Source organism: Shewanella sp. ULN5 (genome assembly GCF_030731885.1).
GTDB classification, from domain to species: Bacteria; Pseudomonadota; Gammaproteobacteria; order Enterobacterales; family Shewanellaceae; genus Shewanella; species Shewanella holmiensis.
In genome coordinates this window covers 279,205-285,637 of record NZ_JAPJEE010000003.1, presented here as the reverse complement: position 1 = coordinate 285,637, position 6,433 = coordinate 279,205, and the positions used below count along the sequence as shown (strand labels likewise).

4 protein-coding genes and 1 pseudogene are annotated in these 6,433 nt (G+C 42.6%); all 5 read right to left on the bottom strand.

All coding sequences use genetic code 11. The features are described 5' to 3' along the window. Positions 1–1,001: 1,001 nt before the first annotated feature. The 5 genes and pseudogenes from rsgA to ORI98_RS05200 all read right to left on the bottom strand — a co-directional run bounded on the left by rsgA (position 1,002) and on the right by ORI98_RS05200 (position 6,372). Complete coding sequence (gene rsgA / locus ORI98_RS05220) at positions 1,002–2,078, bottom strand: ribosome small subunit-dependent GTPase A (protein ID WP_371931117.1); 1,077 nt, start codon at positions 2,076–2,078, stop codon at positions 1,002–1,004. A gap of 57 nt (positions 2,079–2,135) precedes the next feature. Further along, the gene (locus ORI98_RS05215) at positions 2,136–2,972 is read right to left on the bottom strand and encodes an AraC family transcriptional regulator (RefSeq protein WP_306134510.1); all 837 of its coding nucleotides are present in this window, start codon (positions 2,970–2,972) and stop codon (positions 2,136–2,138) included. Between the two features lie 172 nt (positions 2,973–3,144). Continuing rightward, a pseudogene (locus ORI98_RS18140) lies at positions 3,145–3,258 on the bottom strand (transposase); the annotation flags it as partial. A gap of 220 nt (positions 3,259–3,478) precedes the next feature. Beyond that, positions 3,479–4,456, bottom strand: a complete 978-nt coding sequence (locus ORI98_RS05205) for a transposase (RefSeq protein ID WP_306134509.1) — start codon at positions 4,454–4,456, stop codon at positions 3,479–3,481. Positions 4,457–5,082: 626 nt separating this feature from the next. Then, complete coding sequence (locus ORI98_RS05200; protein ID WP_306134508.1) at positions 5,083–6,372, bottom strand: serine hydrolase; 1,290 nt, start codon at positions 6,370–6,372, stop codon at positions 5,083–5,085. Between the last annotated feature and the right edge of the window lie 61 nt (positions 6,373–6,433).

Sequence of the window (6,433 nt, the reverse complement as noted above, 5' to 3'; positions counted from 1 at the left end):
TCGGCGAGTTTTGTGCATTAACGGGGTGACAAGGGATAGGCATTTTGATAAAACGTGTTTTGCATTCATGGCATTTATTCGTGGTAATATTTGTTTGGCGATAAATTTGATCACCAAATGCCATGAATGTTCCTCAGTTTTTAACCTATCTCATTATTTTTATTCATTCTTTTGTGGGGATTCGTCAGGGTCAGAGTAAACTTTAAAAAGGGAGCTGATGGGCACATGCTATTGAATGGCTTTTTCTTCCCTAAATGGTGCGCTCGATGATTGTGTTCGAGGTTACCCAACTTTGTCCTTAAGTTTGATACTTTAATCTACTTTATGGCTTTAATTCAATGTTTTAATAGAAGTTAAATTAGTTAGATTAAGTCCGTCCGTGACTTTAATCTAATCTATTGCCTGCCGCAGGTTCTTATGCAGATGATATTTTCGCTTCTTCGATTCAACTTCATTTGTAACAATTCCATAAGAAAAGCTGGGATGTCCATTTTGAATTGAGGTCATCGAGACTCTTTATTCCGAGAACCCGTGAGCTTGGCATGGATGCCACGCTAGCTTTCGTTGGGCCAGGGACGGCCCATCGGAAGCGTTAGGATATTTTTTATATTAGGTGACAATGGCCGACGCTGGATACAGATGAAGTTTAAAGCTGGATCGATCCCCATCGAAAATTATGCGCTTTTCAGTATTTTTCGTCTGGGGCGCTGAGGGTTTCTAAAGGGGCGCAAGCGTTTTGCCCCTTTGGTCTGGTGTGGGCGAAGCACCACGACGTTTAGGGCCAAAGGCCATAATCAAAACTCGTTTTGGGGCATAAGTGAGTCAGCGACATCTTCGCTGACTCAAAAATGGACAATTGTGAGTCAGCGATTTTGCTAAATCAGCATTTAACGGATTATCTAAGGTATGGCAAAACCTATAAACTGCATGCCTAATTAACCATACCTCCATACACACAACAATTGGAAAAATGCAGGATTAATCATTTAAGTAAGCGCGGTTCAATAACCTTTCTTAAATTGCTTTGAGGCATTCTGAGTGCTATTGATTAGCTTTCCGAGGGCTTTATCTTTAGAGCGTTTTTCAGCCAGAGTCGCTCCGTTTAGCGCTTGCTCTTTGAGCAATTTTTGATAACTATGCAGACGCCTTTCTGCTAGTTCACCCGCTTTTATTGCTCGTTGAACAGCGCATCCCGGTTCACTGCCATGCGAGCAGTCTGAAAAACGACATTGCTGTGCGAGCTCTGTTATCTCTGCAAAGGTCTCGCTAACCCCTTGTTCACTACTACCTAACTGTAACTCACGCATTCCGGGGGTATCCATTAGAATGCCGCCGTTTGACATTACTTTTAACGCTCTGTGAGTGGTGGTGTGGCGACCCTTACTGTCATCTTCTCGAATACCGCTCGTCTGCTGAGATTCAAAGCCCAACAAGTTATTCACGAGGGTTGATTTGCCAACGCCTGATGAGCCCATAAAGGCGATAGTTTTTCCATTACGACAATAAGGTTCAAGTGACTTAATATCCTGCTCATCTAGCGCATTAAGAGTGTGCACTTCTAGCATGGAGTCTAGCTCCTGCACTTGCTCTCGCTTACTGTCAGCGTCTTCACACAGATCTGCTTTAGTTAAGAGGATCACCGGCTCTACCATCGCTTCACGAGCTAGCGTTAGGTAGCGCTCAATTCTGCTCAGGCTAAAGTCATGATTGAGTGAAGAGACGATCATCACCGTATCAATATTGGAGGCGATTAGCTGGGTAGAGACCTTTGAACCCGGCGCTTTGCGTTCAAACAGTGATTGACGCTCTAGGCTTCGATGTACTCTTAGTTGGTCATCAAATAGCAGCCAATCACCAACACAAATTTTTTCATCATTAACTGTAAAAGTTAGGCTTTGCTGGCCTTGTTCCGAGATAACCACAACACGGTCACGATGATGCTCAATCACTCGAGCCACACTATAATCTGTCAAATCTTCTAGACTAAGTTGCTGCTGAAAAAAAGGTTTCCACCCAAGTTGTTGAAATGTTGGGATTTGACTACTCATGCGTTGTACTCTCACGTTTAATGATTTCACTCATCATAGAGTGTCCTTGTCTGTGATGATTGAATATTTCCGACAACCTTAATCTGACTATGAGCTAACGCCACCATAAGCATCAATTGTCAGCCCTCGCTGTTTCTCATAGGTTTTGGGGGTAAAGCCTAACGTCTTTTTTAGGTAGCGGATCAAATGAGGTTGATCGCTAAAGCCAAACATGAACGCAACCTCAACCCAATCTAGCTCAGTAGAATCCCGTTGATAGAGGTATGCTAGCATCGCCTCTAGGCGATTCATGGATTGGCACTGTTTGAGGGTTAGCCCAGTTGTGCGCTGAAAGCTTCTTTCTAATGTCCGCTGCGAGCAGTAAAGCATCTCACCCAAACCGGAAATGGTACTTTGATCGAGATGTTGCAGCGCCTTACGGGTGATCTTGCTGTGCTGATCCTCAACGCATTGTTCTAGCCAAGGGCCGAGTACAGTATCTAACTGGTCAACACATTGCTGTGGATTGGTTTGAGCTAATTCAATTAAAGCGTTTTCATCCACGCCCAACTGCTTGAACAGCATTGAGTCTTTAGCTAGCTCAACCTTATCAAGTGCCAGTGGGTTTTCAGAAAATTCAGGTAAGCAATATAGAGCGCCTACTTGGAACTTTATCCCAAGATGAACAAAGGCCTTAGAGTGGTCTAACTCGAAGGTTTGTTGATGAGGATAAAGCCAATGACTTCCAACTCCCATAACAGTACCGGGGTTGAGATCATAAAGGTAGGCTTGGCTATGAGGCGAAATAATCAAATGCGCCGAAGGATCAGGGTTGAGCTTTGGATACTGAAAGCACTCTGAATCATGGAGTTTTTCGATCAACCAGTAGCATTCAACATATTTGGCAATGCGAGAGGATTGAGGGGGTTGTAGCCAATGGTTCATGCCGTTCACCGACTGCTTGGATAGGGAATTAATACTATAAACCAGATCAGCACAAGCATAAATAATCCCCTGCTAGGGTCTCGTAAAGGGTTGACGGTTTATTTGGAGTCAAATTCAATCCGAACAATTCGGTTTAACAGCCAGGCACAAAAATGCCACCCATTTTTTGAACAATAGCAAAGACGGTCGCTAACTCTAGAATGCGTGAATCAACCCACTCGCGCCGATGCTCAAAATTCTCACCCGTTGATTTATCAAAGCCGCACAAAAACGCCTTACGTACCAACACAAAAATGCCACCCATTTTTTGAACAAAGAACATAACTCGTTTTCATGGCTTTGGCGAGGGTTACGATCGATGTGTTCAACTCATCAATTTTTATCGATATGGCTAAAATATTATCCTTAAATGAGTGATTTATGGTCATCTAAGAAATTTAGCACATCAGAAAAACTTGTTAACCATCAAGTGTTAAAAGAATTGTAATTTGATTGGGGATGATGACTTAAGCGCACAGCCAGCGCTGACAATTTGCAGCGCCTTGTCGTCGCTTTCGCTCTAAATGCTCACAATATTCAGTTAATGCGGGTAATGCTCCGACAGCTCCTTTAAATAATGCACCAAATTCAGTAGTGATTTTAAGCCAATTCTCTGCGGGGATGTTGAGTCTATTCAGTATGTCCTGGCTACTTGAGCTAATGGCACCACGCTTATCTTCTCGAATTATCCGACCGGTATCTTCAACTAAGACGATGTAGTCTTTCACGCTGAACATAAGCCCGTTAGGCATATTAAGTCGCTCATTACCCACAAACGGTAATAGCTCTGGTGGTTGCTCGCCTTTCATTGCTGAATTGATACGGCGCTGAATACTGGTGTAATCTGATTTTTCAGGGGTTGCGGCCATTTGAGCACGAATTGGGTTTAAATCGACATAAGCCATACAGGCTAAAACTGCGGCTTCATCAAGCAAAGCCTGAGATTTAAATCTGCCTTCCCAGAATCTTCCGGTACATTTATCTTCTTTGTTAGCCATTCTGGCTATAGGCTCACTGAGTGAGCGCATAAACCAACTGATATCAATTAAGCGATTACGGTATTCGGTAATGCATTCGTTAACCGTTTGAAGTTCAAACTGGTTAAGGTCTTCCTCTTTAAGGTATTTGTGCGTGAGTAACGTACCTTTAAAGCCCTTGTGCCATTGAATTAGCACTTCTTTATCTGACCACTTTTTTGCTTTGTCAGCATCGACTTTTATAACCACATGTAAGTGATTACTCATCACGGCATAAGCACAGATATCAATAGCAAAGACGGTCGCTAACTCTAGAATGCGTGAATCAACCCACTCGCGCCGATGCTCAAAATTCTCACCCGTTGATTTATCAAAGCCGCACAAAAACGCCTTACGTACCACACGCGAACAACAGTGATAGTAAGGCGTATCATCTAGGCTAACGATAGTTTGTCTTGGTCTGGCCATCTTTATTTACCATTTTAAAAGCGTAAATAAAGCGTAGTTCAGCGCTTAATATTTAGCCAACAATCTTGGGTATCTCAATTATTTAGCCTTGGATGTATCAATTATTTTTTAAAATCAGCCAACAATCTTGGATGTCTCAATTATTTTTTGTTCTTTCGTAAATCATTTTGCGCTGTTACGCCTTCTGCGTTGGCTAAACCTGTATGTAGTACTACCAATAATGACAAAACATACAAGATTCGATGATCAATATTCATACTAACTCCATTGATGACTTTTCGCTTAACGCCGAGTTCAGCGGCAGTTTTTAAGTTGTGGTTTTATAAGGTTATGGGGTCAGGCCTTACATTTGACATTATGTGATTTTTAAGGCCTGACCCCCACTGTGTTGACAGTACCTGAGGTTTTATCTTTCAATTGTGCAATGTCATTCTAGGTTTCGGCAATAGACCGTCTAGTTTCCCTATCGATTCGATTTCCATCCAAAACTTCAGTAGTAATTTCATAGACAATTACCGGTACGGCGCACCCTGATAAGAAAAACACCAACCCTACAGCTACCAATTCTGAGATTTTATTCATTTTAATTTACCTTTCTTAAATAACGTTGTTTTGTTTTGCAGTGATTAATGCTTTCGAGTAGCCAATTTTTTTGCTTTGCGTCGAGCCATTAGGATGTACAGCAGGCTCAGAACAAAAATGACCAAACATCCAATAGCTGCTGTTTTTAACATTTTAGGGATCATGTGACGCAGCATGTACATATCTGGGTTACCGGTTTCCCACAACGTCCATTGTGTAGCAGTATCAGCGGCCAGCGCACTGTTACCAGTCGTTAACATAATGATGCCGTTGCCTGTGCTAGGATTTACACGCAAGCTTGCATTCAAAGAAGGTGATTGCCCACCATGCCCAATTATAAAATCGCCAGCATTATTACTGGCAAACAGCATGACGCCTAAGCCCCAAATATCTATTCCCATGCTAGTCGCGTTTGGGGTTCGCATCTGTTTAAGCGTCGATGCAGAAAGTAAATCGGGAGTGTTACTTTCCATTTCTGCAAGCGTAATGTTGTGGTTTAAGAATTTGACCAGATCATTCGCGCTGGTATACAAGCCCGTTGCAGCCAATGAAGTGTAATAAGGATACTGCCTAACGGTGCCTTTATCGTCGAAGTATTGCGCTAAATTGCCACCAAACTGGTCTTTGTCATAACTGGTCTTTGTCATATTCAGTGGCTCAAACACTGCACGATGCATGTAAGCACTAAAGGACATACCGCTAACTTCTTCAACAATCAGTTGCAGTAAATTGTAACTCCCACCCGAATACTTAAATTGAGTACCAGGCTCAATACCTACCAATACTTGGCCGTTAACTCCCTCATCGGCGTCTAAGGCTTGGGTTAAATGCTGTTCAAGTGCTTGTACTTGTTCTGCGCTTGAAAAACCATTGTGACCTAAGCCATCGGTTATCCCCGCGGTATGGCTTAACAAACGGCGTATGGTGACTTGTTCGTTATCAAACTGACTAGGCGGCAATTGCCAACGCGTGAGATAATTTGCTACAGGCGCATCTAAATCAAGCTTACCTTGCTCGACAAGTTTCATAACACCATAAGCCGCGACCCACTTGCCCAATGAAGCAACACCAAATATTGTGTCTGTTGTCACTGTTTCGCCTTTAGAATAGGAAAACTCATCGAATACTTTTCCCTCATTGATTAAGACAAAAATACCGTTTCCCTTGGCTTCTGTTTTGATTGATTTAACCGCTTCAGCCATAAAAGAGGCGTTATCATTGGTCGGAGCAATGGGTTCTTTAAACCAGCCTTGGGTGGTTGATACAACATTAAGTAAAACCCAGAGGCTCATCACACCCAGAACGACCGATACCCATTTAACAAAATTCATCATGACAGTGTCTCGCTATGTTGTTCGGCTCACAAAAACCGATATTCATTTTTGACTGGTCATC